26 protein-coding genes and 1 rRNA gene are annotated in these 25,982 nt (G+C 61.8%); 13 read left to right on the forward strand and 14 right to left on the reverse strand.

Annotated features, from left to right (window positions below):
• The first annotated feature begins 7 nt into the window (after window positions 1–7).
• Window positions 8–120 (forward strand): 5S ribosomal RNA (gene rrf, locus VL598_RS09315).
• A gap of 282 nt (window positions 121–402) precedes the next feature.
• On the forward strand, window positions 403–1,515 hold the full coding sequence (locus VL598_RS09320; RefSeq protein WP_325326425.1) for a PA0069 family radical SAM protein: 1,113 nt from the start codon (window positions 403–405) through the stop codon (window positions 1,513–1,515).
• Between the two features lie 20 nt (window positions 1,516–1,535).
• Here VL598_RS09320 and VL598_RS09325 read toward each other — a convergent pair whose 3' ends face one another.
• Entirely contained in the window at window positions 1,536–1,997 is a 462-nt protein-coding gene (locus tag VL598_RS09325) for an NINE protein (protein WP_325326426.1), read from the reverse strand.
• Between the two features lie 312 nt (window positions 1,998–2,309).
• On the opposite strand from VL598_RS09325, the gene rpsP reads away from it, so the two are divergent.
• The 6 genes from rpsP to VL598_RS09355 all read left to right on the forward strand — a co-directional run bounded on the left by rpsP (window position 2,310) and on the right by VL598_RS09355 (window position 6,508).
• On the forward strand, window positions 2,310–2,564 hold the full coding sequence (gene rpsP / locus VL598_RS09330; RefSeq protein WP_053568597.1) for a 30S ribosomal protein S16: 255 nt from the start codon (window positions 2,310–2,312) through the stop codon (window positions 2,562–2,564).
• A 77-nt stretch (window positions 2,565–2,641) separates the two neighbouring features.
• Window positions 2,642–3,331 (forward strand): ribosome maturation factor RimM, encoded by a 690-nt coding sequence (rimM, locus tag VL598_RS09335; protein WP_325326427.1) that lies wholly within the window; start codon window positions 2,642–2,644, stop codon window positions 3,329–3,331.
• Window positions 3,332–3,355: 24 nt separating this feature from the next.
• On the forward strand, window positions 3,356–4,123 hold the full coding sequence (gene trmD, locus VL598_RS09340) for a tRNA (guanosine(37)-N1)-methyltransferase TrmD (protein ID WP_325326428.1): 768 nt from the start codon (window positions 3,356–3,358) through the stop codon (window positions 4,121–4,123).
• A 167-nt stretch (window positions 4,124–4,290) separates the two neighbouring features.
• Window positions 4,291–4,671: a 50S ribosomal protein L19 gene (gene rplS, locus VL598_RS09345; RefSeq protein ID WP_325326429.1), complete on the forward strand. Its 381-nt coding sequence runs from the start codon at window positions 4,291–4,293 to the stop codon at window positions 4,669–4,671.
• A 94-nt stretch (window positions 4,672–4,765) separates the two neighbouring features.
• Entirely contained in the window at window positions 4,766–5,443 is a 678-nt protein-coding gene (locus VL598_RS09350) for a CoA pyrophosphatase (RefSeq protein ID WP_325326430.1), read from the forward strand.
• A gap of 117 nt (window positions 5,444–5,560) precedes the next feature.
• On the forward strand, window positions 5,561–6,508 hold the full coding sequence (locus tag VL598_RS09355) for a CobD/CbiB family protein (protein ID WP_325326431.1): 948 nt from the start codon (window positions 5,561–5,563) through the stop codon (window positions 6,506–6,508).
• A gap of 84 nt (window positions 6,509–6,592) precedes the next feature.
• Here VL598_RS09355 and VL598_RS09360 read toward each other — a convergent pair whose 3' ends face one another.
• Genes VL598_RS09360 through VL598_RS09370 form a run of 3 tightly spaced genes read right to left on the reverse strand, consistent with a single transcriptional unit; the run spans window position 6,593 to window position 9,146 of the window.
• Complete coding sequence (locus tag VL598_RS09360) at window positions 6,593–6,913, reverse strand: DUF2007 domain-containing protein (protein WP_325326467.1); 321 nt, start codon at window positions 6,911–6,913, stop codon at window positions 6,593–6,595.
• A 17-nt stretch (window positions 6,914–6,930) separates the two neighbouring features.
• A complete protein-coding gene (gene rsgA, locus VL598_RS09365; RefSeq protein WP_325326432.1) occupies window positions 6,931–7,890 on the reverse strand; it encodes a ribosome small subunit-dependent GTPase A in 960 nt (319 codons plus the stop codon).
• Window positions 7,887–9,146, reverse strand: a complete 1,260-nt coding sequence (locus VL598_RS09370) for a M48 family metallopeptidase (RefSeq protein WP_325326433.1) — start codon at window positions 9,144–9,146, stop codon at window positions 7,887–7,889. Before VL598_RS09370 ends, rsgA begins: the two co-directional genes overlap by 4 nt.
• Before the next feature lie 137 nt (window positions 9,147–9,283).
• On the opposite strand from VL598_RS09370, the gene orn reads away from it, so the two are divergent.
• Window positions 9,284–9,892 (forward strand): oligoribonuclease, encoded by a 609-nt coding sequence (orn, locus tag VL598_RS09375; RefSeq protein WP_325326434.1) that lies wholly within the window; start codon window positions 9,284–9,286, stop codon window positions 9,890–9,892.
• Window positions 9,893–9,909: 17 nt separating this feature from the next.
• On the opposite strand, the gene mog is transcribed toward orn, so the two are convergent.
• On the reverse strand, window positions 9,910–10,533 hold the full coding sequence (gene mog, locus VL598_RS09380; protein WP_325326435.1) for a molybdopterin adenylyltransferase: 624 nt from the start codon (window positions 10,531–10,533) through the stop codon (window positions 9,910–9,912).
• Window positions 10,514–11,134 (reverse strand): ribosome biogenesis factor YjgA, encoded by a 621-nt coding sequence (gene yjgA / locus VL598_RS09385; RefSeq protein WP_325326436.1) that lies wholly within the window; start codon window positions 11,132–11,134, stop codon window positions 10,514–10,516. The genes mog and yjgA overlap by 20 nt, the downstream gene beginning before the upstream one ends.
• A gap of 210 nt (window positions 11,135–11,344) precedes the next feature.
• Here yjgA and pmbA point away from each other — a divergent pair, with 210 nt between their 5' ends.
• Window positions 11,345–12,715 carry a metalloprotease PmbA gene (pmbA, locus tag VL598_RS09390; protein WP_325326437.1) on the forward strand — a complete coding sequence of 457 codons (1,371 nt, stop codon included), beginning with the start codon at window positions 11,345–11,347 and terminating at the stop codon, window positions 12,713–12,715.
• Here the strand turns inward: pmbA and VL598_RS09395 are convergent.
• The 4 genes from VL598_RS09395 to VL598_RS09410 all read right to left on the reverse strand — a co-directional run bounded on the left by VL598_RS09395 (window position 12,684) and on the right by VL598_RS09410 (window position 16,728).
• A complete protein-coding gene (locus VL598_RS09395; protein WP_325326438.1) occupies window positions 12,684–13,904 on the reverse strand; it encodes a PepSY-associated TM helix domain-containing protein in 1,221 nt (406 codons plus the stop codon). The two genes, pmbA and VL598_RS09395, sit on opposite strands and share 32 nt — an antisense overlap.
• Before the next feature lie 239 nt (window positions 13,905–14,143).
• Window positions 14,144–14,650: a dihydrofolate reductase gene (locus VL598_RS09400; RefSeq protein ID WP_325326439.1), complete on the reverse strand. Its 507-nt coding sequence runs from the start codon at window positions 14,648–14,650 to the stop codon at window positions 14,144–14,146.
• Between the two features lie 329 nt (window positions 14,651–14,979).
• Complete coding sequence (locus VL598_RS09405; protein ID WP_325326440.1) at window positions 14,980–16,353, reverse strand: sigma-54 dependent transcriptional regulator; 1,374 nt, start codon at window positions 16,351–16,353, stop codon at window positions 14,980–14,982.
• A gap of 99 nt (window positions 16,354–16,452) precedes the next feature.
• Entirely contained in the window at window positions 16,453–16,728 is a 276-nt protein-coding gene (locus VL598_RS09410; RefSeq protein ID WP_325326441.1) for a hypothetical protein, read from the reverse strand.
• An 860-nt stretch (window positions 16,729–17,588) separates the two neighbouring features.
• Here VL598_RS09410 and VL598_RS09415 point away from each other — a divergent pair.
• From VL598_RS09415 to VL598_RS09425, 3 genes are all read left to right on the forward strand, one after another.
• The gene (locus tag VL598_RS09415) at window positions 17,589–18,965 is read left to right on the forward strand and encodes a sigma-54 dependent transcriptional regulator (RefSeq protein WP_325326442.1); all 1,377 of its coding nucleotides are present in this window, start codon (window positions 17,589–17,591) and stop codon (window positions 18,963–18,965) included.
• A gap of 105 nt (window positions 18,966–19,070) precedes the next feature.
• A complete protein-coding gene (locus VL598_RS09420; RefSeq protein WP_325326443.1) occupies window positions 19,071–20,042 on the forward strand; it encodes a thymidylate synthase in 972 nt (323 codons plus the stop codon).
• Window positions 20,043–20,147: 105 nt separating this feature from the next.
• The gene (locus VL598_RS09425) at window positions 20,148–20,288 is read left to right on the forward strand and encodes a hypothetical protein (protein ID WP_325326444.1); all 141 of its coding nucleotides are present in this window, start codon (window positions 20,148–20,150) and stop codon (window positions 20,286–20,288) included.
• A gap of 127 nt (window positions 20,289–20,415) precedes the next feature.
• Here the strand turns inward: VL598_RS09425 and fumC are convergent, their stop codons facing one another.
• The 4 genes from fumC to VL598_RS09445 form a co-directional block, all read right to left on the reverse strand.
• Entirely contained in the window at window positions 20,416–21,816 is a 1,401-nt protein-coding gene (gene fumC / locus VL598_RS09430; RefSeq protein ID WP_325326445.1) for a class II fumarate hydratase, read from the reverse strand.
• A gap of 80 nt (window positions 21,817–21,896) precedes the next feature.
• Window positions 21,897–23,489 (reverse strand): phospholipase D family protein, encoded by a 1,593-nt coding sequence (locus VL598_RS09435; RefSeq protein WP_325326468.1) that lies wholly within the window; start codon window positions 23,487–23,489, stop codon window positions 21,897–21,899.
• A 288-nt stretch (window positions 23,490–23,777) separates the two neighbouring features.
• Window positions 23,778–24,461 (reverse strand): HD domain-containing protein, encoded by a 684-nt coding sequence (locus tag VL598_RS09440; RefSeq protein WP_325326446.1) that lies wholly within the window; start codon window positions 24,459–24,461, stop codon window positions 23,778–23,780.
• Between the two features lie 66 nt (window positions 24,462–24,527).
• Window positions 24,528–25,907, reverse strand: coding sequence for an MATE family efflux transporter (locus VL598_RS09445; protein ID WP_325326447.1), 1,380 nt, complete (start codon window positions 25,905–25,907; stop codon window positions 24,528–24,530).
• Window positions 25,908–25,982: the final 75 nt, after the last annotated feature.

Genomic DNA, 25,982 nt, shown 5'->3' on the forward strand with positions numbered 1-25,982 from the left:
AGTTATGCCTGATGATCATAGCGAGTTGGTACCACCCCTTCCCATCCCGAACAGGACCGTGAAACGACTCCACGCCGATGATAGTGCGGATTCCCGTGTGAAAGTAGGTAATCGTCAGGCTCCCTATCCCGTCAAAAACCCTGCCCTATCCGGCGGGGTTTTTGCGTTTACGCGCCCAAAACGTCCGCCACGCACGTTCAATCGCTAAGCGGTGCGCAGCTTGTTTTAGTCGCCTACGCCGGCGAATCGGGAGGCGTATGATTTCAACGCACCTCCGTTCATCGCCTTGCGGTCGGGGCGGCGATCGTGGAGCGTTTTTCGCGCACCTTCCGTGACGATAAGCGACGATAGGCTTATCGATGTGGTCACGATATTTTCCGCATGGTTCGAGTTCATCGATCTATGGACGATTCCGACGTCGAATATCCTGTTGTGCCACCTACGCCCCAAAAAGGCCGCGGGGCTGTGACGAACTTGCAGGGGCGCTACGAGCTCGAAAGGCGCGAGTCGGTGGACGACGGCTGGGCGCCGGGCGACGATGAGGGCGGACCGGCGCTGCGTACCGAGGTTTTCGAGGAGCGGGCAAAAAGCATCCTGACGCGCAATAAGTCGCCGGACGTGCCTTTCGACGTCTCACTCAATCCTTATCGCGGGTGCGAGCATGGCTGCATCTACTGCTTCGCTCGTCCGACTCATAGCTACCTTGGCTTGTCGCCCGGGCTGGACTTCGAAAGTCGGATTTACGCCAAGATCAACGCGGCTGAACTACTCGAGCGGGAGTTAGCGAAGAAAAGCTATGTGCCCGAACCTATTGCCCTCGGTGTCAACACGGACGCCTACCAGCCTATCGAGCGTGAGCTGCGCATTACGCGGCGCGTGATCGAGGTGCTTCACCAATTCGGCCATCCGTTCGCCGCCATCACCAAATCGTCGTTGATCGAGCGTGATCTCGATCTTCTCGCGCCGATGGCGGCCCGAGGGCTTGTCATGGCAGCCGTTACGGTCACAACGCTCGATCCTGTGATTGCGCGCACGCTGGAGCCACGAGCCGCAGCTCCCGCACGACGTCTGCGTACCATCCGCGCCCTGAGCGAAGCCGGCGTCCCGGTGGGAGTCAGCATTGCACCCGTCATTCCCTTCGTCACCGAGCCGGACTTGGAGCGCGTCCTCGAGGCCTGCTCGGAGGCCGGCGCCACGAGTGCGAGCTACATTGTCCTGCGCTTACCCTGGGAAGTCGCGCCGCTGTTCCAGGACTGGCTCGCCGCCCACTTCCCCCAACGGGCCGAGCGTGTGATGGCACGCGTGCGCGATATGCGAGGTGGCAAGGACTATGACTCGTCGTTTGAGCACCGGATGAAGGGAGAGGGGGCTTGGGCGCTCCTGCTCAAACAGCGCTTCGATAAAGCTGCAAGACGCCTCGGGTTGAACATACGGCAACGTGGCATCCTCGATATCTCCCAGTTCCGGCGTCCTCCCGAGCGGGACGCCAGCAATCCGCAACTCAATCTCTTTTGAGCTGCCTCAGCTTCGCGGCATCAGCGAAACGCGTCGTGCCCGACTTGCGATTCGAAGTACGTCTGAAATGCGACGGCGAGGCCCGCCATCAGCATCATCGCGCCAATGAAGAGCGAAAAAATGACGATGAGTACCACGGTCCAGCCAGACCGGCTGTGCTTGTCCAGCCCGACGTTGAATTGCGAATCCCACTTTGGATCAGGACGCAGCCCGTACACTATCGCGGCTAGAAAGGCGGTGAGCAGCGAGATCGCACCCAGCACCGCCAGTAGCCAGCCGGCGGGCAACGTTGGCGTCGCAACGAGGAGTAGCACGCCACGAACACCGAGCAACGTGGCTAGCGCGTGCGACCAGCCGAACGCGTCACGCAAGCCGTACAGATAGAAGCGGTGGGCGCCGAGACTGCCCAGCAGGAAAGCGAGTGCGGCTGTCAGAGTCTTTGACCGAAAAACGGGCCGATGCTGGCAAGCGGGCTTGGGCATGAGGCTCCATTGAAGTGGCGCGATGGCAGTTGGCCGATATCGCGAAAGTGCCGGAAAGTGGCGCCTGTGCACGTGACCGGCCAAGAGTGTAGGGTCGCGAGAGGCGAGCCATCCAGATCCGCCGGGTCGCCCATTTTACGCTGCGAATTGACGCCGGAATTGACGTTGTTTACGCGCCGATCAGTCGTCGGCGATGTGCCGTGGCGCCGCAAACTGGTGGGCGCTCGCCTAAGTGTTTGTTATGGTTTTGATTTTCCGCTATACTCGAGCGTTTCTGTGATTGTCGAATCCCAGGTTATCAAGGATTAGAGTATGGTCATCATTCGCTTGGCTCGCGGCGGCTCGAAGAAGCGCCCGTTCTACAACATCGTAGCTACCGATTCCCGCAGCCGTCGCGATGGCCGCTTCATCGAGCGCGTTGGCTTCTACAACCCGGTTGCCACGAAGGGTGAATCGCTGCGTATTTCGCAGGATCGCCTGACGTATTGGCAAGGCGTCGGCGCACAACTGTCGCCGACAGTCGAGCGTCTCGTTAAGCAGGCGCAACAGGCGCAGCCGGCTGCTTAAGCGCATTGTCGGCAGCTTTCATGGTCTTACATGTCGGCTCTGCCGGCAGGCTGTGATAGTTAGCTGGAGGTCTGGCAATGTCTGCGCATGATGCTGGTGGTTCGGGGCGCGCTAAGCCCGCGCAACGTACGAGTGTGTCTTTTGGTGCGTTTGCCCGGAAGCCCACCGCGCGGCGAGCGTCGGAATCCGATGCGCAAGCTCAGGGGCGGCCCGAGCCTGTTGAGGTGTGGCCTGACGATGCAGTTGAGGTCGGCGCGATTGTCGATGCGTACGGTCTCAAAGGTTGGGTAAAGGTCGCAGCGCACGCGAGCGCGGGGCAGGGTGGCGACGCCTTGCTCCACGGGAAACGCTGGTGGCTGGCCAAAGGCCGCGAACGCATGTCGGTTCAGCTGACGCAAGTCAAGCTGCATGCCGGCCATGTCGTCGCGCATTTGGGTGGGCTGGCCGATCGCGACGATGCGCTGGCCCTGCGCGGATATAGCGTCTACGTCCGCCGGATGGACTTCCCAACTCTGAGTGACGACGAGTTTTATTGGGTCGATCTGGTCGGTCTTGAGGTCGTCAATGAAGCCGCTGAGTCACTTGGCTGCGTTGCCGACTTGATCGACAACGGGGCGCATTCGGTTTTGCGCGTCGAATACCCTTTGGCGGGCAAGGACGGCGAGCCGCGGACCGCCGAGCGGTTGATTCCGTTCGTCGGCGCATATGTGAAAACGGTGGACCAGGCGGCCAAGCGCATCGTCGTCGACTGGCAAACCGATTACTGACCATGATCGAGCGAGGGGAGTGCGATGCAGTTCGATGTCGTCACGCTCTTTCCCGACATGTTTCGCGCACTGACTGAGTGGGGCATTACGAGCCGCGCGACGAAGCAAGGTCGTTTTGCTCTACGTACGTGGAACCCGCGCGATTTCACGACGGATAATTACCGCACCGTCGATGACCGCCCCTACGGAGGCGGTCCTGGCATGGTCATGCTGGCGAGGCCGCTCTCGGCTGCTATTGCTGCGGCGAAGGCGGCGCAGGCGGGGCTTGGAATCGACCGCCCGCGTGTGGTGATGATGTCGCCGCAAGGCGCGCCGCTTAATCATGAGCGGGTCGTGTCGTTTTCGCGCGAGCCTGGCCTAGTGCTGCTGTGCGGGCGTTACGAAGCTATCGATCAGCGGCTGATCGATAGCTGTGTCGATGAAGAGGTGAGTCTGGGCGATTTTGTTCTGTCCGGCGGTGAGTTGCCGGCGATGGCCTTGATGGATGCCATCGCGAGACAGTTGCCGGGCGTCCTGAATGATGCACAGTCGGCGGTGCAAGATAGTTTCGTCGATGGTTTGCTCGATTGTCCGCATTACACGCGCCCCGAAGAATACGAAGGCGCGCGCGTGCCCGACGTGCTGCTTTCTGGGCACCACGCCGAAATCGAGCAGTGGCGCCGCCGCGAGGCGTTGCGCAACACGGCTGCCAAGCGCCCCGATTTGATCGAGCGCGCTAGGCGCAACAAGATGCTGACCCGCGCCGATCAGGCGTGGCTCGCAAGTCTTGCCAAGCTGCCGCCAAAGGATTAAACGCGCTTTTTTTGCGTTTTTGCAGCGGCTCGGCGGGAAAAGGCGGCATCGCGCATGCGAGTGTGCGGTGCCGGTTGTAAACCCATCCTCTATCGGGGCCACGCCGGGCGCGTCGCTTAAGCGCGAAGGCGGGCAAAACGCCGACAAGATGGCATTAGGAGTCAGTGATGAATCTGATTGCAAAACTCGAGCAGGAAGAAATCGAGCGCGTGCTCGAAGGCAAGGCGATTCCGGATTTCGCCCCGGGCGATACGGTGATCGTGAACGTGAATGTGGTCGAAGGCACCCGCAAGCGCGTCCAGGCCTACGAAGGCGTCGTGATCGCGAAGCGCAACCGTGGTCTCAACTCGTCGTTCATCGTCCGCAAGATTTCGTCGGGCGAAGGCGTCGAGCGGACGTTCCAAACGTACTCGCCGCTGTTGGCGAGCATCGTAGTGAAGCGCCGCGGCGACGTGCGCCGTGCAAAGCTGTACTATCTGCGCGAGCGCTCCGGCAAGTCCGCACGTATCAAGGAAAAGCTGCCGTCGAAAGACCGTTCGGCTTCTTGATCGTAATAGCTGTAAGAAAAAGCACCCTTCGCGGGTGCTTTTTTGTTGGACAGGCGAGAATAACGGTACACGTGCACTATCTTCAGGAGCTGCATTGATCCGCCCCATTATCGAACCTGAAGTCTTGCCGGTCGAATCGACCGGAGCTGGTTTGCCTGTAGTTGCATCACCGCGCCTGACGCCCGATGGCTTGCGCGCTCGTTTCAAGCAGCGCTTGGCATGGTCGCCGGAGCCCACCGAAGACTGGCGTAAAGAAAATGATCCACGCGCAGCAGCGGTACTGATACCGCTTGTGGTGCGCGAGGCGCGACTCACTGTACTGCTGACGCAACGTGCTGATCACCTCAGCGCGCACGCGGGGCAGATCAGTTTTCCCGGCGGACGACACGAACCGGATGATGAAAATGCCATCGCAACGGCACTGCGCGAAGCGAGCGAAGAGGTGTCGCTCGCATCTGATCGCGTCGAGGTGTTGGGTGCGCTGCCGGATTATCTGACAGGTACCGGCTTTCGCGTGACGCCGGTGGTTGGTCTCGTGCATCCGCCGTTTTCCGTCGAGGCCGATACCCTCGAAGTGGCCGACATTTTCGAAGTGCCGCTCGATTTCCTGATGAACCCCGCTCATCACCAGGTTCGTTTGCTGCGCTGGGAGCAGGGCGAGCGGCGCTTTTTCGCGATGTCGTATCCGCGCCCGGGCGCTGGAGGCCACTATTTCATTTGGGGCGCAACGGCCGGCATGTTGCGAAACCTCTATCGCTTTCTTGTCGCATGAGACGTATAGCGGGTGTCGAACGGTGGTGCGCCTATCCGCATCCTACGTTCCGCCGCTTCTGCCCTGTGCTATCGTTACGCGACAACAGCTAAGAACCCAATAGGCACGGCGCTTCGCATGACTTTTTTCTCCGTATTGCTGGCTCTCGTTCTCGAACAGTTGCGTGCGCTTTCACCGACTAATCCGGTGTTCGCACTGCTTCAATACCATGCGCAATGGGCCGCGCAAGGTTTCGACGCCGGCAAGAGAAAGCATGGAATTCTGGCGTGGCTGGCGGTCGTGGTGCCCTGGACGCTCGCCGTCGCGGCCATCTACTTCCTGCTCTATCGAATCAGTTTTGCGCTGGCGTTTGTCTGGAACGTCGTCATCGTCTATTTCACGCTCGGCTTTCGGCAATTCAGCCATTACTTTACGGATATTCACCTGGCGCTTAACAACGACGACGTGCAGCGCGCCCGGGAAATTCTCAACGAGTGGACGGGGATGGAGACCGTCGATATGCCCGTTGGGGAAATCGTGCGTCATACATTGATTCACGCAGTCGTTGCTTCGCACCGGCACGTCTTCGGCGTATTTTTCTGGTACCTCGTTCCTATTGGGCCCGCTGGCGCCGTGCTCTACCGGATTTCGGAATATCTCGCGCGCGCGTGGTCGACGCCTGCCGACGACCGCACGGTTGCTTTTGCAACGTTCCCACAACGCATTTTCCTCGTGATGGATTGGGTACCCGCCCGGCTGACCGCGCTCGGGTTTGCCATCGTCGGCAATTTCGAGGATGCAATCTACGCGTGGCGAAATCACTCGCGTCAGTGGCCCGACGTCAATGAGGGGGTGCTTCTCGCCGCGGGTAGCGGTGCGCTCGGCGCACGGCTTGCCGGTCCCCTCGCGGAGCCGTCGAGCCTCGAGGGCCTCGAGACGCTGGGGTCGTCCGATGGTCCTCCGATCCCTGTTGGTGACGACTGCACACCCCGCACGCTGCAATCGGCAGTGGGCTTGGTCTGGCGGGCAGTCATCCTCTGGATGATCTTGCTGCTCATGCTGACCATTGCGGTTTGGGTGGGGTAGCAAGGGGTTGGCAGGGGCTGGCCTTCGTCGGCACGTCACACGGTCGCGATCAAGGCGCAATTGGGCGACGATTCGGTCTGCCGCTTATTCGTCGAGCGGATTGCGTGCCGTGCCGCACTGCCAGCAGACTGTGAATTGAGGCTCAAGCGTTTCGCCGCATTGGCTGCACCGCCACGGTTTGCCGCCGGGGGGCGGGCCGTTCAACGCTGCCGCAATCAGCTTTCTGGCCATCGCCTCGTCACGCTCATCAACCAGCCATAGTTCGGGCGCACACTGTTCGGCAGGGATTTCGCCCAGCGCGCCGGTCAGATAGCGGTTATGCAATTCGCAGGGAATGCCCGCGACGCTGAGCAGGTTCACCCAGTGCTGGCCGATCACGGCGTTTGGAGCGAACATCAATCTCAGCATGGCAGGTCTCGGCTTTAGCGGACTATCTGGCTCGCTTCGTGCACGAGCTGAGCGTAAAGCGCATGGCGGGCTGACACAATGCGTCCGTCCCCCATCGCATCGAGAATGGCACACCCTGGCTCGTGCAGATGATGGCAGTTGTAGAAGCGGCAGTTCGCGAGCAGCGGCCGAAACTCGGGAAACGCGCGCTCGAGTTGACCCTCGGTCAGATGGTAAAGGCCGAACTCCTGGAACCCAGGCGAATCGATCAGCGCCCCACCGCCCGCCAGAGGATAGAGCCGCGTGAACGTCGTTGTATGGCGGCCGCTTCCGAGGGCTGTCGAAATTTCGCGCGTGGCCGCGTCAGCATTCGGGACAAGCAAATTGACGAGCGTCGACTTGCCCATGCCCGATTGGCCGAGCAGCAGCGTGGAATGGCCAGTGAGCCGCGCGCCGAGCACTTCGCGGGCTTCATCGGGGCGCTTTTTGATCGACAGCTCCAGCACCTCGTACCCGAGTGCCCGATAAGGCTCGAGTCGGGCTCGAGCCTTCATGAGCGCCGGCTCGATATCGGTCTTGTTGAGCACGATCAGCGGTAGAAGCGCGTTCGCTTCGGCGGCGACAAGGGCTCGGCCGAGCAGATCCTCGCTGAAATGCGGCTCCGTCGCGAGCACAATCAGCAGTTGATCGAGATTCGCGGCAAAGAGCTTTGACTTGTACTGGTCGGATCGATAGAGCAGATTGCGGCGCGTGCCGATTTCAACAATGACGCCCTGATCGGCCGAAGACGGTTGATACACCACGCGATCGCCGACTGCGACCTCACTCCGCTTGCCGCGTGGAAAGCATTGCACGAGCACGTCCGCTTCTGAGTCGGGCGCAACCACATAGTGGCGGCCGTGTGCAGCGACGACGAGCCCCTCGCTCAGTTGCTGGGGCTCGCGGTGTTCAGCAGGGGCTACGCGTTTGCCGGCTTTGGCTGTGCGGCTCGTCATGCTTGGCGCAACAACCGGTCGATTCGCTGCGAGGCCGGGGGGTGCGAATAATAGAAGGCCGTATAAAGCGGGTCAGGCGTGAGGGTGGACGCGTTGTCCTCATAGAGCTTGACGAGCGCATTGACGAGCTCACGTGCATCGGTCTGGCTTGCGGCGAATGCATCCGCTTCGAATTCGTGCTTGCGCGAGCTAAGGCTGCCGAGCGGCGTCACGAAAAAGAGGAACACGGGCAGGGCCAGGAAGAACAGCACGAGCGCGAGCCCGTTGTTGCTCGCCGTCATCGACGGTTCTACACCCAGGCCCTCGTAGAACCACGTACGCTGTGTGAGCCACCCGAGTAAGGCGAAGAGAGCCAGACTCACCGCGAAGGTAACGATCATGCGCTTGACGACATGGCGGCGCTTGAAATGACCGAGCTCGTGCGCAAGCACCGCTTCGATCTCGTCACCGGTGAGGCGCGCGAGCAGGGTATCGAAGAACACGATCCGCTTGGCGGCGCCAAACCCGGTGAAATAGGCGTTGCCGTGCGCCGAGCGGCGGCTGCCGTCCATGACGAACAGCCCCTTGGCGGCGAAGCCGCAGCGCTTCATCAGTGCTTCGATGCGGTTTTTGAGGGCCTCGTCCGCAAGCGGCTCGAACTTGTTGAAGAGCGGCGCGATCAGTGTCGGATACAGCACGAGGACGAGCAGCTGAAAAACGACGAGCACGGTCCAGGCCCAGAGCCACCAGAAGCTGCCTGCCTGGTTCATCAGCCACAGGACCACGAAGACCAGCGGCAACCCGAAGGCAGCGCCCAACGCGGCACCTTTGATGAGATCGCCAAAAAAGATGGCCTTTGTCATCCGATTGAACCCGAAACGCTCCTCGACGACAAATTGACGGTAATAGTCGAAGGGAAGATCGACCGCGCTCGCGATCACAACCACCGCGGCGACCAGTGCGATCTGCCCAACGTAGCCGTTCCCGACGAGGCCCGAGATGATGACGTTGAGCGCCTGCACGCCGCCGAGCAGCGTGAGGGCAACGGTCGTGGCGGCGCCCACGATCACTTCGATCATGGCGAGCCGCGTGCGCTCGATCGTGTAGTCCGCTGCGCGCTGGTGCGCGGCGAGCGGGATCGTGCCCGCGAACTGCCGCGGCACCGTGCCACGGTGGGCTGCCACGAATCGGGTCTGGCGGGCGGCGAGCCAGAGCTTCGTGCCGACCATGGCCAGCACGGTGGCGGCAAAAACGACGGTGAGGTAGAGAGAGGGCATCGCGTCAGGTCATCCGTTGTATCTATGCGAGAATTATAGAGATTTGCGCGATGGCGAGCGGAACGGCGAATTCTCGCCGCTCGAGCGCCGCGCGTCTTGCCGCACCGTTTTCCTTATTTTTACCTTGGACGCCTTGAATGACTGACATCCTCGAACCCGTCGGCGAGCCGACGCTCGCACGCAGCGAGATGAATCTCGTCTGGCTGGATATGGAAATGACGGGGCTCGAGCCCGATACCGACCGCATCATCGAAATTGCGGTCGTCGTCACCAATTCGACACTCGATAAGATGATCGAAGGTCCCGTGTTTGCTATTCATCAGAGCGACGAGACGCTCGGCAAAATGGACGAGTGGAACAAGAACACGCACGGCCGCTCGGGGCTCATCGAGCGCGTGCGGGCCTCGACGATCACCGAGAGCGAAGCGGCCGAGCAAATCCGTGCTTTTCTTGGGGCCTATGTGCCGCCCGGCAAGTCGCCGATGTGCGGCAACTCGATTTGCCAGGACCGCCGCTTCATGGCGCGCTGGATGCCGGAACTGGAGCAGTTTTTCCACTATCGGAACCTTGACGTGAGCACCTTGAAGGAGCTCTGCCGGCGCTGGCAGCCGGCCATCTATAAAGGTTTTCAAAAGCGCGCGATGCATACCGCGTTGGCCGACATCCACGAATCGATCGACGAGCTCAAGTACTACCGCCAGCATTTCCTCGTGCCGAGCGCACCTCTCGAAGGCGGCCAATCGTAGCGGGCTGCGCTACGCCACTATGCGCGCGGCGGGCGCTGCGCGCTTTTCGGGCGGAACGCCGCTACCACTTCCTCGTTGGTCGTCATGTAAGGGCCGCCAATGAGATCGATGCAGTAGGGCACCGCTGCGAAAATCCCCGGGACTTTTACCGCACCCGTCTCGGTGCGCAGACCCTCGAGCGTCTCCTGGATCGATTTCGGCTGGCCCGGCAAGTTGATGATTAATGCCGCGTGCGTCGGCGTTTCCCTGACGACGGCGACCTGCCGAGAAAGAATCGCCGTCGGCACGAAGTTCAGACTGATCTGGCGCATCTGTTCGCCAAAGCCGGGCATTTCCTTGGTCGCGACGGCAAGCGTTGCCTCAGGCGTCACGTCGCGCCGTGCGGGGCCCGTGCCGCCCGTCGTCAGGACGAGGTCGCAGCCGACCTCGTCGACGAGCTCGATCAGCGTCTTTGAGATCGTCGCAGTGTCATCGGCGATAAGCCGCTTTTCCGTGCGCCAGGGGGAGGTCAGCGTCTTTTGCAGCCAGGCTTCCAGTGACGGGATGCCTTTGTCCTCATAAACGCCGCTCGTGGCGCGGTCGCTGATCGACACAAGCCCGATCAGGACCTCGTCGGGGTGGCTACGTTTCGCTGTCGTCATCGTCGTCATCCGTTGCGTTGTTCCAATCGGCGTCGTCCTCGTCTGCTCCGGTTTTGGCGCTCGCCGTCTTGATCCATTGGAAGAGCTCGCGGTAGTAGCGCGGCGGTTTGCCTTGCTGCGTCTCCTTGCGGGCGTGGCGAATCAGCGTGCGGCCCGTTTGCGCATCGGCATCGGGGTGCTCGCGCACGAATGCCGTGAATGCGTCGTCATCCGCAAGCAGCCGATCGCGCGTCTGCTCAATCCAGTGCAGCCTCGCCGTTGCGGCTTTGTTCACGCCGCGGTACGCGTCGAGCGCCGTTCGCAGCGCTTCAGTCTCGGCGTCCGTCAGCGAGCGCATCACGCGGCCGATGTACTGCATCTGCCTGCGCTTGCCTTCGTGATCGGTGATTCGGCGTGCGTCGCGCACGGCGTCGGCCAGATCCTCGGGCATCGGCATGCGTTTCAAGGCATCTTTGGACAACTCGACGAGTTGCGCGCCAAGCACCTGCAGCGCCTGCATCTCACGCTTCATCTGCGATTTGCTCGGGCGCTCGTAAGCGTCGTCGTCGTGGGGCTCGGCGTCGGGCAGCCCCATCGGTTGAATACGGGTTTTGCGTGTCATGGCGTCATTTTACCGTGCCCGTCGGCATTGTCCTGCGCCATTCGATTAGCCCTATCAGGGCTGGCCCCCAACGTACATCGGCGCTGACCTTGCTATGATCGCGGGATGCAATGCGACTGGCGCGCGACACGCGTTCCAGCGTCCCGATCGGGACCGGGCGGATGACGCCCGTCTCGCACCCCCGACAAGCTCTAGACCGGATGGCAACCCATGGCAGCGGACACCGACACCTCACAACGCTTTTTCCCGCATACACAAGACGACCTCAAAGAAATCGCGTCGGACATTCTGCGTCACGCGAAATCGCTTGGGGCCACGGACGCGGCCACCGAAATCTCGGAAGGTGACGGCCTGTCCGTCACGGTGCGGCGCGGCAAGGTCGAAACGATCGAGCACAATCGCGACAAGATGGTGGGAGTGACGGTGTTCATCGGCGCAAAGCGAGGCAACGCCAGCACGTCTGACTTCTCCAAAGAGGCGCTACGCGATACCGTCGCTGCTGCCTACAACATCGCCCGCTTCACGGCCGAGGACAACTGTGCCGGGCTCGCGGAAGAGGAGCTGCTGGAGACGGCTCCGCGCGATCTCGATCTTTACCATCCGTGGCATCTGAGCGCCGACGAAGCAGTTGAGATCGCGCGGCGCGCCGAAGACGCGGCGTTCGCCACCAACGCACAGATTCGCAACTCGGAGGGGGCGAGCGTCTCGGCCCAGCATTCGCAGTTCGTCCTGGCGACAACGCGCGGATTTCTCGCCGGGTACCCGTACTCGCGGCATTACATTTCCTGCGCGCCGATTGCCGGCAGCGGCCGCAATATGCAGCGCGACGATTGGTATTCGTCGAAGCGAAGCGCGGTCGAGCTTGCCGCTCCCGACGCGATCGGCCGTTACGCGGCCGAGCGCGCGCTGTCGAGGCTGAGTGCGCGTCGCCTCGATACCCGCAAGGTGCCTGTGCTCTTTGAAGCGCCGCTCGCAGCGGGCCTCTTGGGCGCATTTGTGCAGGCGACAAGCGGCGGCGCGCTCTACCGCAAGACGTCGTTTCTCGTCGACAGTCTCGGCAAAGCGGTGTTTGCGCCGCATGTGCAGATCGTCGAAGACCCGCACGTGGCAGGTGCCATGGGCAGTGCGCCATTCGATGAAGAAGGCGTGCGCACGAAGCAGCGTGCGGTCGTCAAAGACGGGGTGGTGGAAGGCTATTTCCTTTCGACCTACTCCGCGCGCAAGCTTGGCATGCAGACGACGGGTAATGCCGGCGGGTCGCATAACTTGTCGCTCGTGAGCTCGGCCACGCGCGACGATGACGACTTCGAAGCCATGCTCAAGAAGCTCGATACCGGGTTGCTCTTGACCGAATTGATGGGGCAGGGGGTCAACTATGTGACGGGCGATTATTCGCGCGGTGCATCCGGCTTCTGGGTCGAGAACGGCAAGATTCAGTACCCCGTCGAGGAAATTACCGTCGCCAGCACGCTGCAGGATATGTTCCGCAACATTGTGGCGATCGGCACGGACACCATCGTGCGCGGAACGAAGCACACGGGCTCGGTTCTTATCGAGCGGATGACGGTCGCAGGTCAGTGAGGGAACGCCGGGCTGCCTGCAGGCGGGCTCGGCGTTTCTTCAGCCAGATCAGCACGCCTGTTGCACTGAGCATCGCGAGGGCGACGCCCGTCACGCTGATGACGACGCGCCCGAGCGTGCCTGCGATGCGGCCCGTGTGCAGCGGAAACTGCATTTGCATGAAAAGATCGCCGGCCGAGCCGCGCCCAGGAATTTGCTGGCCGGCTGGCATCCCCGTTCCCGCATCCCAATAGAGCCACGCGCTGCGCAGGCTTCCTTGGCCGCGCTCGTCGCCCGCTGCAAAAAAGCCTATTGCGTACGCGGCTTGTCGTGGCGCGTACCGTAAAGCGCCGAGCGGGGCGACAATGCCTTCGCGTCGTGCCTGCGCGGTGGCGGCATCGACGATTTGCTCCCGACTCCAGACAGTCTCGGCCGGTTCCGCCGACCGGCGTTTTGCGCCCGCCATGAACGGTGTCGATTGCAGTGGGGAGAGCCACGAGACGAGCGGCCGCACAACGGGTGCTCCGAGACTGACCGAGATCGACGTCAGGGCGACGGTTGCCAGGACGGCCCATAGCCAGACACCGCCGGAGCGGTGCAAATCGAACGTGAGTGCGTGGCGCCCACGGTTGAAGCGGAACACGAACGACTTCCACCGGTTTTTTGCGCTTGGGAATGCCAGCACAAGTCCGATGCAGCAGTCGAGCAGCCAGATCATGCCGACGATTCCCAGGACCCATCGCCCGATTTTGACGCCGCCTTGCTGCGGCCGTAACCAGAGCGAGTTGTGGAGCTCGTAGAGGGTCGGGAGCAGATTGAGCCGTGCGAGCGAGAACCTGCCCAAATCGCGCCGGCCCTGGATGGCTCCTGTGACCGGATCGATTGCGACTTGATCGAAGCCGAGGCGATAGGGCTTCCCGGTTTCCTCGTTCGTCCGGCCGGCAACGCGCACGACGAGCGTTGCGCCTGGCTCGATACGCAAGGGAAGGTAGGTGACGACGAGCCGCGGGTCGGCCGTCTCAAGCCGACGCGCGAGGGCCAGCGGCGCCTCGGGTTGTCCGGGCGAGGCTGAACGGAAAAAGGCCGGATTGAGTGCCCGGTCGAGCTCGGGCTCCCATGCAATGACGGCACCGGTCAAGCCCGAGACGAAAAGAAACAAGGCCGTGCCCAGCCCGAACCAACGGTGCAGAAAAACGAAGGTTCGCCTCATGCTGACGTCCTGCTTCTCATGCGGTGCGTGTGATCGTGGCGCGATACGACTAGGGCATCCGAAGGAAATGGGTTCGACATAGCATATATATGCGAATGAGAATGCGTCGCATTCTATGTCGGGCAGCGTCCGCGCCGCAAGTTGAATTAGGGCTGTGTCGACGTCGATGCCAAGGCGCCGATGACAACGAAATTGGGCTGTGCCACGCGGGAACCAAGCGTGTGCACAGCCGGAGCCGGTTAGCGGGCGGGGGCGAGGCGCCGGTAAACGACGCGGGCGTAGTCGAACCCGTCCACACCTTCTTTTTGGAGCAGCTCTCGCGAGACGGCTTCCCACTGTATCGGGTCGGGTTCTGCGAAGGTGGCATCGCCTTCGAAGTCAGCGGCGATCTCGGTCACGATGAGCTTGTCCGCGAACGCGATGCCCGCTTTGTAGAGCTCCGTGCCGCCAATGAGGAATGCTTCGGTTGCGCCGTCGGTGGCGGCGAGCGCGAGTGCCGCCTCGATGCCCGTGACGGTTTCGCAGCCTTCGAAGCGGCGCGATGCATCGCGTGTCACCACGATGTTGCGGCGTCCCGGCAGGGGGCGGCCGATCGATTCGTGTGTCTTGCGCCCCATGATGATGGGCGCGCCCATCGTCGTGCGCTTGAAAAAGGCGAGATCCTCGGGCAAATGCCAAGGCAGTTGGTTCTCGCGGCCAATTACGCCATTGCGGGCGCGGGCGACGATCAGTGTCAGCGTTGTCATCAATAAAAGCGTCAGCGCATAAAGCCAGATTGGCGCCGATTGTACGCGACCCGAGGGCGCCCTGGACGTCACGCCCGGCAACTGCTGGGGGTGAGGCTTCCGTTGCCGGTGCCGCTATCGGTTCGAGTGCGTGTGTGCCGGGGCATCATCCGAATGCGCCGCCCAAATACAGGCGGTTCGTACGCCATACACAAGCATGGCAGAGCTTGACCGGCAGGAATCCCGTTCGGCCATCATGAGCTCATTTGCCGATGCAGTTTGGCCTCGCCTCACTTGCTGCGCGCGTCGTCGGATGCGCGCAGCAAGTGTTCCGTCAAGTTTTGCAGCCCTTAGTTCTCGGCTTTCTCCTGCGGCTCTTGTGTCGTGGCGTCGCGCAGCCCGTGTGCGGCCATCAATCGATATAGCGTCACCCGGGAAATGCCGAGGTCGATCGCAGCTTCGTTGAGCCGGTGCCGATGACGAAGCAGCGCCGCCTCGATCGCGCGCTTTTCCGCTGTATCGCGTGCTTCGGCAAGCGTCATCGTTTCCTGCGCCGTGAACTGAGCCAGGTCGAGGTCTTCGGCGGTGATGAGCTTGCCTTCGGCCATCACGATCGCGCGTCGCACTCGATTGATCATCTCGCGCACGTTGCCAGGCCAGCTGTAGCTGTACATTGCTTCAATCGCTGAGGGCGCGAAGCCGCGAATCTTGCGCGAGCTGTCCGTCTTGAATTTCTGCAACGTGTGTTGCGCGAGAATCTCGATGTCCTTGCCCCGCGCCCGCAGAGGCGGTTCATCGATGCGCAGCACGCACAGACGATGGAAGAGGTCGGTGCGAAAGCGTCCCTCCAGCATCGCGGTTTCGAGATCGACGTGCGTGGCGGAGACAACCCGTACATCGACCTCGATCACCTCGCGCCCGCCGAGCCGCTCGATCTTCCCTTCTTGCAGGAAGCGCAACAGACTCGCTTGGCTCTCGAGCGGCAGATCGCCGATCTCGTCAAGAAAGAGGGTGCCACCGTGCGCGGCCTCAACACGCCCGATCTTGCGCTGGTTGGCGCCGGTAAAAGCGCCGCGCTCATAGCCGAACAACTCCGACTGCAGAAGATGATGAGGTATCGCGCCACAATTGATGGCGATGAAAGGCGCTTTGCGGCGCGGCGAGCGTTCGTGAATCGCTTGCGCCGTCAGCTCCTTGCCGGTGCCCGATTCGCCCGAAATGAACACAGGCGCATCGGTATTGGCCACCTTTCGGATCGCGCGAAAAAGCTGTTGCATCGCGTCGCATGTGCCGATCATCTCGTCGTTGCCGATCATGGCGACGCCGGCCGCCATGTCGAGCTCGCACAGCGTCATCATGCCAAAGGCGCGGCCCAGCAAATAGTCGATCGAAGCCTGCGCGGCCGGCAGCTTCACATAGTCAAAGCAATAGTTGCGAATTGCCCGGCGCATGTCGGGTTCGTCGAGCTGCTCGGAATTAGCGAGTGCGATCCACCCGATATGCTGCCGGCGCAGGCTGGGTTCGAGCGCGGTCAAATCGCGGGCGGACAGGCGCGTCATATCGATGAGTCCCGCCGACGGCAACTCCGGTTTCGCGAGACGTGCGGTTTCGCTCGGCGAGCGCGCAACGCGCACGCTCCAACCTTGGCTCTTCAGATGCTCGACGAGCGTTTCATCAGGGATGCGCGCAACATAAATGAGCGCCCTTTCCTGAGAGTCGTTCATATCGACGCTTTCCTTAACGTGTGCCGTCGACGGACAACACGAGCCGGCCGCAAACGGCGCAACTGGGGTGACGTGAGGGGCTGGGCACACGATATCTGCCTATGCCGAACGCCAAAAGGTCGACGAAAAGCGCTCGCCGGGGTCGCGCCTGTCGGTCGCAATCCACGTCAACGGGATCGTGATGAACGGCGACATCCCGACCGGCGTCTTCGCGAGTAAGCGATTGGCGTCGATCGCACGCAGTGTATTGAGAGCGGCTTCTTGCGGCTGATTGGCAAGCGCCGGTCCCGTCGTCTGCGAGGACGCAGTCAGTTCGCCCGCCCATGCGCCGTCTTTCGACGCCGCATGGGCGGCCCTCGTTGACCTCTTGAACATTCTTCTTCCCCCGGTCGTCGGCAGCCGCGAATCCCGTGTCTCCTTGCTTCGAGACTGCCGCCTTTGGTCATCTGCTTTGTGCGTGCGACGAGTCATCGCACGCTTTATGTCATGTCCGCGCGCCTCATTGACCAACATTGCACCGAGTGCGTCATCTCCTTCCATAACCACGGCCCTCGGTGCCCAAAGAGAGCGCGAAGTGGGTCAACGGCATCGATTGTTTGCCTGCTTGCGCGCTGCGTACATGAGTGACACGAGTGCAAGCGTAGACGCATCGATGGCCGATTGCGCGTTGCTTGCCGCACATATCGCAATGCAGCGAGGCATGACGACGGCGTGCCGAGCCAGCCGGCTGGCGTTTTTTGTCGAAGCGCCGAACCAATCACTATCCGTGGATGGGCATGTGGGCGAGTGCGTTGCAACGGCCAGAGTACTTGCACGCGTTGCAAGCTTCGGGCGACATGAGGAAAAAATGTTTCAATGTTGAAACGAACTGGCAAATGGCGATTAAAGCAGGGTGCAAAATTGGCTTTGTCGTAAAAGAGCCACGCGGTTGCGGTAGAAATAAAATGTTGACGCTGGCTGCTGCGACTCGGATTGCACCGTGTGCCTGTGATTTTTCTCGATTATTGTGACGCCGGCAGGCCCGAAAGGGCGGGCCGTATAGTAAGCTTCACAGCTTTACATCTAATAAGAAGACCGAGCGTCGACGGTTATTAATAATATTTTTTCGAAATACAGCTTCACAGGGAGAGCAGAGCAATCGGCGCCTTGGTTTCCGAGCAGCGAGGTGGCGAGCATCGCGGTTTAGACCGCATGCGGCGCTTTACACTCGTTCGCCATTACAAAGAGGCTGAAGAATGGAACTCGTAACACGACAACTGATTTACGTTACGCGAGAGGCGAACGCTCAGCTGAGTGCGCAATTCCATGAGCGGGGGTGGCACGTCGATGTTGTCGCGAATGCGCGCGACGCCAAACGCGCGCTGCGCGGTGACGCGGCCGCAGGCGGTTTGCTGGATTTGTCGAGTGGATTCGAGGGACACGAAATCGGCGCGTTCGAAACGTGCCTGACGACGCCGCGCGTAGGCTGGGTCGCTGCAACGATGCCGGGGCAGTTGCAGGATGCGGCGCTTCGCCGGCTAGTGCGTGACTACTGCTTTGATTACGTGACGCTTCCATGCGAGGATGGGCGCGTCGTGGATTCGGTTGGCCACGCCTATGGCATGGCGGTGCTGGCCGAAGCCGATCACGAGATGCTCACGCGTGTTGGCGAGAACGAGATGATCGGCTCATGCGAGGCGATGCGCGCGCTCTTTCGCTCGATTCGCAAAGTGGCCATGACGGATGCCCCTGTGTTCGTTTCGGGAGAGTCGGGCACGGGCAAGGAGCTGACGGCCGTCGCGATTCACAAGCGCTCCCCGCGGCGCGATGCGCCTTTTGTCGCCATCAATTGCGGCGCGATTCCGCCTCACCTCTTGCAGTCGGAACTGTTCGGATATGAGCGGGGGGCCTTTACCGGCGCGAGTCAGCGCAAGATGGGCCGCATTGAAGCGGCGCACGGCGGCACGCTATTTCTCGACGAAATCGGCGACCTGCCGCTCGAAAGCCAAGCGAGCTTGCTGCGCTTTTTGCAGGAAGGCAAGGTGGAGCGGCTTGGCGGCCACGAATCGAATGTGGTCGACGTGCGCGTCATCTCTGCAACGCACGTTGACATGCATCGGGCCATGGTTGAGGGGCGATTCCGGGCTGATCTTTACCACCGGCTTTGTGTTCTGCAGATCGATGAACCTCCGCTGCGTGCCCGCGGTAAAGATATCGAGTTGCTTGCGCGGCATATGTTCGAGCGCTTCAGAAAAGATGCGAGCCGACGGGTGCGCGGCTTCTCGCCGGACGCCATCGCAGCCCTTCACAACTATCGCTGGCCCGGCAATGTGCGCGAGCTGATCAACCGAGTGCGGCGGGCGATCGTCATGTCCGAGGGGCGGCTGATTACCGCGCGCGATCTCGAGCTGTCCGAATACGTCGAGATTGTCCCCGTCTCGCTCGCACAGGCGCGCGAGGCGGCCGAACGCCAGGCGATCGAGCTCGCGCTGTTGCGTCATCGCGGACGGCTCGGCGATGCGGCGCAGGAACTCGGTATTTCGCGTGTGACGCTGTACCGGCTGCTCGGCGCACACGGCATGCGGCAAATCGAAGTTCATCAGGGCGGCGTTCATATGACGAGTGGAGGGTGAGGGAAATCCTCCCGTTCCGAAGCGGCTTGATAGAATCGCGACTCGCGCACGCGTCGCGAACGAAGCACTGCAGCCGCGTGCTGAACGCCTGAGGACTTTCCCCCGATGAAACAGTATCTCGATCTTGTCCGTACGATCCTCGAGACCGGCACCTGGCAGGAGAACCGCACGGGCATCCGCACGATCGGCATCCCTGGCGCGATGTTGCGTTTCGATCTGCAAGAGGGCTTTCCTGCCGTCACGACCAAAAAGCTTGCGTTCAAATCGGCCATCGGCGAGCTGGTTGGCTTCTTGCGGGCCTCGCGCAGTGCGGCGGAGTTCCGCAGTCTGGGCTGCAAGGTCTGGGACGCGAATGCCAACGAGAACGCACAGTGGCTTGCCAATCCGTTCCGTGAGGGGTCGGATGACCTCGGCGATGTCTATGGCGTCCAATGGCGCAAGTGGCCAGCCTACAAGGTGCTCGAGGCGCAAGCCGAAGCGCGGATCGAAGATGCCGTTGCATGCGGCTATCGTATCGTCACGCAGTTCGAAGAGGACGGGGCACGCAAGGTGCTCCTCTACAAGGCGATCGATCAGTTGCGACAGTGCCTCGATACGATCATCAAGAGCCCAACCGACCGGCGCATCCTTTTTCATGCGTGGAATCCGGCGGTCCTCGAAGAGATCGCACTGCCGGCGTGTCATCTGCTGTACCAGTTTCTGCCGAATGTGACGCGTCGGGAAATCTCGCTGTGTCTCTATATTCGCAGCAACGATGTGGGGCTCGGCACGCCTTTCAATCTCGCCGAAGGTGCTGCGTTGCTTTCGCTCGTCGGGCGGCTCACCGGGTACACGCCGCGCTGGTTCACCTACTTCATCGGCGACGCTCATATCTACGAGAACCAGCGTGCGATGCTCGAGCAGCAGCTCGAGCGCGAGCCGTTTGCAAGCCCGCGGCTCGTCATCGCGGAGCATGTACCGTCCTTTGCCGAGACGGGCGTCTATGCGCCTGAATGGCTCGAGAAGATTGAACCCTCCGATTTTTCGCTTGTCGATTATCGGCATCATGAGCCACTGACGGCACCCATGGCCGTGTGATGGCTTTGCCCGTAGCCGCAATGGCTGTCGGTCGTCAACGACGGCCGATGGTGCGCGTGCGCGGGCTCTAGAATCGATGATCAACGCAGAGAGTCGGAGGTTGCAATGAAAGCGTGGATCGCAGCAGTTCTGGCTGCGTGGATCTGCGCCGCGTGTGCTCAGGGAGGACCGTCTTCCTACGGGCCGCAAGGCGGCAGCGTCACGATGTACGGCACGGTCGATACAGGTGTCACGGTTAAGAACTGACCAGCCGTGCGAGAAGCGCGCATCCCTTTGCGCGTGGTGTAAAAAAGACGGGCTGGGCACTCCGCACCCCGTACACCGCACCGCAGCGCGTGGTCGCAGTGCGCGTGTACCCAACGCTGAATGATGGCTATCCGCCTTGTCGGCCTACCATATCGGCAGGACGCACCCACTCGTTGAACTGCTGCTCGGTGACATGGCCGAGCGCCAGCGCAGCGGCCTTGAGCGTTGAGCCTTCCTTGTGCGCTTTCTTCGCGATCTGGGCGGCTTTGTCGTAGCCGATGTGCGGATTGAGTGCGGTAACGAGCATCAACGATTCGCTCAGAAGCGCATCGATGCGTTCGCGATTTGGCTCAATGCCGATGGCGCAGTGATCGTTGAAGCTTTGCGCCCCGTCCGCGAGCAGTCGGATCGACTGCAGCACGTTATGCGCAATCATCGGCCGGTAGACGTTGAGCTCGAAATTGCCGTTGGCGCCGCCGATATTGATCGCCACGTCGTTGCCGAACACCTGGCAGCACAGCATGGTGACAGCCTCGGATTGCGTCGGATTGACCTTGCCCGGCATGATCGAGCTGCCGGGCTCGTTTTCAGGGATCGCGATCTCGCCGAGCCCGCAGCGCGGACCGCTGGCGAGCCAGCGGATATCGTTGGCGATCTTCATCATGCTCGCGGCTACCGTTTTCAAAGCGCCGTGCGCGAATACGAGCGCATCGGCTGCGGCCATCACCTCGAATTTGCTCGCTGCACTGATGAACGGCAACCCTGAGCGCTGTGCGATCGTGGCGGCCACGCGGGTGGCGAACTCGGGATGTGCGTTCAGGCCCGTGCCAACGGCCGTGCCACCCTGGGCGAGTTCATAAAGATGCGGCAGCGCCGACTCGAGATGCGCCATGCCGTGCTCGAGCTGCGCCACATAGCCCGAGAACTCCTGCCCGAGCGTGAGCGGCGTCGCATCCTGCAAGTGTGTTCGGCCGATCTTCACAATGTCGTCGAACGCACGCGCTTTGGTCGTGAGCGTTGCCGTGAGCGTCTCGAGCGCAGGCAGCAGATGGTGGACGATGCCAATCGCTGCGGCAACGTGCATCGCCGTGGGAAACACGTCGTTGGACGACTGGCCTCGATTGACGTCGTCGTTCGGATGCACTTTGCGCGCTTGCCCCCGTTCGCCGCCGAGCAACTCGCTCGCGCGGTTCGCAATGACCTCGTTCAGGTTCATATTGGTCTGCGTGCCCGAGCCCGTCTGCCAGACTGCCAGCGGAAATTCGCCTGGATGCTGGCCCCCGATGATCTCGTCGGCCGCCTGCATGATCGCGCGCGCCTTGTCCTCGGGCAGTAGACCGAGCTCGAGGTTGACTTCGGCAGCCGCGCGCTTGATCAGCGCGAGCGCCGTGATCAGTTCGGGGGGCTGCTTTTCCGTCGAAATCTTGAAGTTCTGCAATGAGCGCTGCGTTTGCGCGCCCCACAGATGCGCGTTCGGCACGGCAATGTCGCCGAAGGTGTCGCGCTCCATGCGTACGTCGTCGGTCATAAGTGCCTCCTGTGAATCCGAGATGACGGGGTTTGCGTCGATCTTTATCGAGTACGCCCATAAGGCCGCATGCACGGCGCTTACAGCTGCGAGTCGATCGGCAACAACAAGAATAGCCCGCCGAGCAGATTGCGCACGAACCCGGCCTGTGGGTCGAACGACCATGTGTGCGGATCGCGGCGCGAGTCAGTCGCATCGTTGCCGCGCCAGACAAGGCCGGAACTGGGCGCCCCGATCGCGCGCAACCGCGCCTCTTCTTCCGGCGTAGCAAGCGTGACCCGGTAGCTCGCATCGGGCGACATCGATCGTTCGATCAACGAGGCGACGGCCTCTGCCAACTCCCGACTATCGATGACAAGGGCCATCTCGGTGTTCAGATGGGCAGAGCGGGGGTCTAAATTGAGCGATCCGATGACGAGCTTGCACCGGTCAATCACATAGGCCTTTGCATGCAAGCTCGAGCGCGAGCGGGAACCCGGGCTGAGAAAACGGCGGCGCGTCGTACGCTGCAGCGGCTGAAACTCGTACAACTCAACGCCGTTTTTGAGCAAGGCGATGCGGTAGCGGCTGTACCCGGCCTGCACGGCGATCGCGTCGGTCGACGCCATCGAATTTGTCACGACAGCGACGCGCACGCCGCGCCGCGTCAGGTCGCCCAGCAGTTGCACCCCCGCCTCATGAGGCACGAAGTAGGGTGATAGCAACAACACCTCGTGCTGCGCGCCGCTGACGAGTTCAGCAAGGCGATGCATTGGGGGGCTTTGATAGTCGTCGTCAAGCGCGGTCACCTTGCGAGGCGAGTCCACGAGGAACTGCGCGGGTGCCCAGACGAGGCCCAGATCGCCTTGCACCAGCCGCGCAGCGAGCGGCGCGTCGCTGACTGGCTTCGCACCCACGGCTTGCGCTTGGGCTCTCCAATGCGCGCGCAGGGCCTCGCGGGCGGCTTCCAGATCGGCTGTCTTGTAGTGCCGCTTGTCGAGCGCACTGAGGGGATAGGCGAGCGGGCTATTCCAGAAAGCGTCAAAACTGCGCGAGACGTCGCGCACGATAGGGCCTACGGCGAGGACGTCCAGATCGCGAAACTGCAGCGTCGGGCTGGCGCTGAAGTACTCGTCGCCCAAGTTGCGTCCGCCCAAGATCGCCACCGAACCATCCGCAATCATCGCCTTGTTATGCATGCGGCGCGTGTACTGGTCGATGCGGGTGAAGACGTTTTCTGTCCGCGCCAGGACGCTCCTGTGCGTGCTGCCGTACGGGTTGAAGACACGCACTTCGATCGACGCGTGAGTCGCAAGGGCGGCCATCAGACGCTTGTTGTCGTCGAAATTGAAGCCGTCGACCAGCATGCGTACGCGTACGCCCTGGTCTGCCGCATAGAGCGCCGCGGCGAGCAGTAGGCTCCCGGTATTGTCTTCGGATGCGATGTAGTACTGCAGGTCGAGTGTCTTCGTCGCGGCGCGTGCGAGTGCAACGCGCATTTGGAGCGCCTCGGTGCCGCCGATCAGCAGACGAAATCCCGATCGGCCCTGGTGTGCCGCGGCGAGCGGTGCGAGCGCGTGGCCAAGCGGCGTCGATTGCGGTGAGGCCAGCGCGCGTGTGACCGGGCGATCGAGTGAGGTGGCGGGCGGCAGCGTCGTGCAGGCGGCGAGAAGAAGCGCCACGAGCGTGGGCATGAGCCGGATGGCCGACGCAGTGACGCATTTTTTCGCGAGGTATGCGATCGGGTGCGGTTTGGCCAAGCGGCTTGCTCTGGCACGAACACTGACACGAAGATTCATCGCGGCCGTTCTTGTATGAAAGTTACCCCCAATGTCAGCCGTGGGGATGCCGCGGCGGCTTTGGGCGGCGGGGTCGCATCAGTTTATGCGCAAGATACGGACCTGGGCGCGTCAGTGGGGATTAGTGTGCCGGTGCTGTCTTGCCAAGTTGCGTTTGGACTGGACCGGCAGGTAAAAAAATGGCTAGCCCGCTGCTTTCTGAAATCCAAAAACGAGGCTTGTTTCGTTGCTTAAGCTTTCGAGGAAATCGAGCATGAAAGCATGGCGTTGTTCGGCAATCTTTCTCGCGAAGGGGGTATTCATCCTGTCCTTCAAGAGCAGTAACTTTTCATAGAAGTGATTGATCGTCGTTCCATTTCTGAGCTTGTACTCTTCGAAAGATCTGTGCAGAACCGGTTGGATGTCTGCGCTCATCATCGGTTGGTTGAGAGCTCCACCAAAAGCAAATGCGCGAGCAATCCCTATTGCACCCATCGCGTCCAGCCTATCCGCATCCTGTACACACTGCGCTTCGATCGACAGCTTTAGATCATTACCGGAGTTCGCTCCCCGGTAGGGGATATCCAGGATGATTTGAGCCACGGTGTCGGCCATATCGCTCGACATGGTATGGGTCCGGATCCACTGTCTCGCGATTTCAGGGCCGATCGCCTCATCGCCGCCGTTCAATTTGTAATCCGAGATGTCGTGAAACAACGCCGCAAGTTCGACAACTGTCGAGTTTGCGCCGCATTCGCGAGCGATCATCTTCGACATCTTCCAAACGCGCTCCACGTGCAGGTAGTCGTGCCCGGTATGGTCCTCCGGCATTTGCTGCTGAACAAACTGCCGGGCGGCCGTAATAGTGCCCTCATGCGAATTCGACATCTCTTTCGCCCCTGTATTCACAGCATCAAATCTCAACAATCCAACGGCGGATCAGGAGAGCACTGTTCAGCCGTGCCCTCGACGCGTCATGCGCTCGAACCGCAATGTCATCAGCACAGCGACGCTGGCCAATCCTGCCGCGAGCCCCCACCAGAGGCCGCGCGCGCCGAGGCCCGCGTGAAAAGCCAGCCAATATCCGGTCGGAAAGCCGATACCCCAATAGCCGAGCGTCGCAGCAAGCATCGGAATACGGGTGTCCTTCAGGCCGCGCAGGCAGCCTGAGCCGATTGTCTGCATGCCGTCGACGATCTGGAACACGGCCGCGATGCCGAGTAGCGCGGCCGCGAGTGCGGCCGTCTGCAGGTTCTGCGGATCGTCGAGGCGCAGATAGAGCCCGACGATCACGTGGGGCGCTGTGAAGTAGAAGAGCCCGGTCATCGACATGAACGCGACACCGAATCCGAGCGCGACGAAGCCTGCATGCCGCGCCGCAAGCGGCTGCCCGGCACCGAGCCAGTAGCCGACGCGGACGTTCGCGGCCTGCCCGATCGCGAGCGGCACCATGAACGACACGGAGCTCACATTGAGCGCGATCTGGTGCGCGGCGAGCGCCGTCGGGCCGAGCACGCCGATCATAAGGCTCGTGGCGAGAAAGAGTGTTGCTTCGACGCCGAAGGTGATGGCCACGGGCCAGCCGATGCCAAAAAGCTCACCCATGAGCGGCACGTTGGGACGCGCCGCGGCGATGAAATGCCGATAGCGACGGCGGCCATGCAGCAAGGCGACGAGTGCGATTGCCGCAGCCCAAATCGTGATTGTCGTCGCGGTGGCCGCACCGACGAGGCCAAGGCGCGGGAGGCCAAACGCGCCGTGAATCAGGCCGTAATTGAGCACTGCATTCACGCCGACACTCGCGATCGAGATCCAGAGCAACCGCTTTGCCGCACCGATGGCGGGCAGGAAAGCACGCATCATGCCCACGCCGATCATGCTGCCGACCGACGCCCAGCGCAGCACGTCCATGTAGGCGCCGACATCATGCGCGAGCGCAGCGGGCTCGCCGAACCAGAGCAGGAGCGGCTCGGTGAACGAGAGCACGACAAACGCAGGTACGGCAAGCAGCACGGCAAGCACGAGGCCCGTCCAGTAGATGTGCGGGACGCGGTGGTCGGCCTGAGCGCCGCGCGCATGGGCGACCGTCACGCTGACCGACGACAATATGCCTTGCAGCAGCGTTGCGACGACGAAGAACAGATTGGCCCCCAGGCCGCCGGCCGCAAGCGCCTCGGGGCCGAGCGAGCCGAGCATGATGGTGTCGGTGACGCCCATCGCCATCTGCGACAGTTGAGCGATGGCCAGTGGTGCGGCGAGCCGGGCCGTTTCTGCCGCGTGACGGGTTAGCGTCGGCGGCGCGGCGACCGAGTTGGAGAGGCCGGAATGCGACATGGGAATGCTGAACGAGCCCTCGGTAACGGCGCGTGCACGCCGTGTCACGTTGTTATGGATCTGAAAGACGAAAGC

It is taken from the genome of Trinickia sp. (assembly GCF_035492435.1).
Classification (GTDB): Bacteria; Pseudomonadota; Gammaproteobacteria; order Burkholderiales; family Burkholderiaceae; genus Trinickia.

Excerpts from the sequence above, each read along its gene's own strand:
- VL598_RS09400 (WP_325326439.1), bottom strand. The coding sequence starts at position 14,650 with ATGACAACGCTGACACTGATCGTCGCCCGCGCCCGCAATGGCGTAATT.
- VL598_RS09405 (WP_325326440.1), bottom strand. The coding sequence starts at position 16,353 with ATGAACGACTCTCAGGAAAGGGCGCTCATTTATGTTGCGCGCATCCCT.
- rimM (WP_325326427.1), top strand. The coding sequence starts at position 2,642 with ATGTCTGCGCATGATGCTGGTGGTTCGGGGCGCGCTAAGCCCGCGCAA.
- orn (WP_325326434.1), top strand. The coding sequence starts at position 9,284 with ATGACTGACATCCTCGAACCCGTCGGCGAGCCGACGCTCGCACGCAGC.
- VL598_RS09420 (WP_325326443.1), top strand. The coding sequence starts at position 19,071 with ATGAAACAGTATCTCGATCTTGTCCGTACGATCCTCGAGACCGGCACC.
- VL598_RS09415 (WP_325326442.1), top strand. The coding sequence starts at position 17,589 with ATGGAACTCGTAACACGACAACTGATTTACGTTACGCGAGAGGCGAAC.
- pmbA (WP_325326437.1), top strand. The coding sequence starts at position 11,345 with ATGGCAGCGGACACCGACACCTCACAACGCTTTTTCCCGCATACACAA.
- VL598_RS09445 (WP_325326447.1), bottom strand. The coding sequence starts at position 25,907 with ATGTCGCATTCCGGCCTCTCCAACTCGGTCGCCGCGCCGCCGACGCTA.
- fumC (WP_325326445.1), bottom strand. The coding sequence starts at position 21,816 with ATGACCGACGACGTACGCATGGAGCGCGACACCTTCGGCGACATTGCC.
- yjgA (WP_325326436.1), bottom strand. The coding sequence starts at position 11,134 with ATGACACGCAAAACCCGTATTCAACCGATGGGGCTGCCCGACGCCGAG.
- VL598_RS09440 (WP_325326446.1), bottom strand. The coding sequence starts at position 24,461 with ATGTCGAATTCGCATGAGGGCACTATTACGGCCGCCCGGCAGTTTGTT.
- VL598_RS09395 (WP_325326438.1), bottom strand. The coding sequence starts at position 13,904 with ATGAGGCGAACCTTCGTTTTTCTGCACCGTTGGTTCGGGCTGGGCACG.
- rsgA (WP_325326432.1), bottom strand. The coding sequence starts at position 7,890 with ATGACGAGCCGCACAGCCAAAGCCGGCAAACGCGTAGCCCCTGCTGAA.
- VL598_RS09320 (WP_325326425.1), top strand. The coding sequence starts at position 403 with ATGGACGATTCCGACGTCGAATATCCTGTTGTGCCACCTACGCCCCAA.
- VL598_RS09425 (WP_325326444.1), top strand. The coding sequence starts at position 20,148 with ATGAAAGCGTGGATCGCAGCAGTTCTGGCTGCGTGGATCTGCGCCGCG.
- VL598_RS09325 (WP_325326426.1), bottom strand. The coding sequence starts at position 1,997 with ATGCCCAAGCCCGCTTGCCAGCATCGGCCCGTTTTTCGGTCAAAGACT.
- trmD (WP_325326428.1), top strand. The coding sequence starts at position 3,356 with ATGCAGTTCGATGTCGTCACGCTCTTTCCCGACATGTTTCGCGCACTG.
- VL598_RS09355 (WP_325326431.1), top strand. The coding sequence starts at position 5,561 with ATGACTTTTTTCTCCGTATTGCTGGCTCTCGTTCTCGAACAGTTGCGT.
- VL598_RS09410 (WP_325326441.1), bottom strand. The coding sequence starts at position 16,728 with ATGTTCAAGAGGTCAACGAGGGCCGCCCATGCGGCGTCGAAAGACGGC.
- mog (WP_325326435.1), bottom strand. The coding sequence starts at position 10,533 with ATGACGACAGCGAAACGTAGCCACCCCGACGAGGTCCTGATCGGGCTT.
- rplS (WP_325326429.1), top strand. The coding sequence starts at position 4,291 with ATGAATCTGATTGCAAAACTCGAGCAGGAAGAAATCGAGCGCGTGCTC.
- VL598_RS09370 (WP_325326433.1), bottom strand. The coding sequence starts at position 9,146 with ATGCCCTCTCTCTACCTCACCGTCGTTTTTGCCGCCACCGTGCTGGCC.
- rpsP (WP_053568597.1), top strand. The coding sequence starts at position 2,310 with ATGGTCATCATTCGCTTGGCTCGCGGCGGCTCGAAGAAGCGCCCGTTC.
- VL598_RS09435 (WP_325326468.1), bottom strand. The coding sequence starts at position 23,489 with ATGCCCACGCTCGTGGCGCTTCTTCTCGCCGCCTGCACGACGCTGCCG.